General features: G+C 57.7%; 1 pseudogene. It reads left to right on the plus strand.

What is annotated here, in order from left to right:
• Positions 1-284, plus strand: a pseudogene (locus L9G74_RS20205) (hypothetical protein); the annotation flags it as partial.

Consider the following 284-nt stretch of genomic DNA (forward strand, 5'->3'; position numbering starts at 1 on the left):
GGCTCGATCCTCTCCCGGATTTTGGGTGCCATCTACATCATCCCGTGGGTGACTTGGATGGGGGCCTATTCCAACCAGGCCAACGCCCTCTTTGCTAAGGGGTATAACATCTACAGCCTCTTTTTGATGGTCGCAACGGCCGGGATCCCCTCGGCGATTTCCAAGATGGTGGCCCACTACAACGGGATTAACCAGTACGGGGTCTCACGCCGCTTGTACCACTCGGGGATGTACGTCTCGGTGGCGATGGGGCTGGTCTGCTCGATCCTGATGTTTTTCGGGGC

It is taken from the genome of Shewanella electrica (assembly GCF_022321485.1).
Classification (GTDB): Bacteria; Pseudomonadota; Gammaproteobacteria; order Enterobacterales; family Shewanellaceae; genus Shewanella; species Shewanella electrica.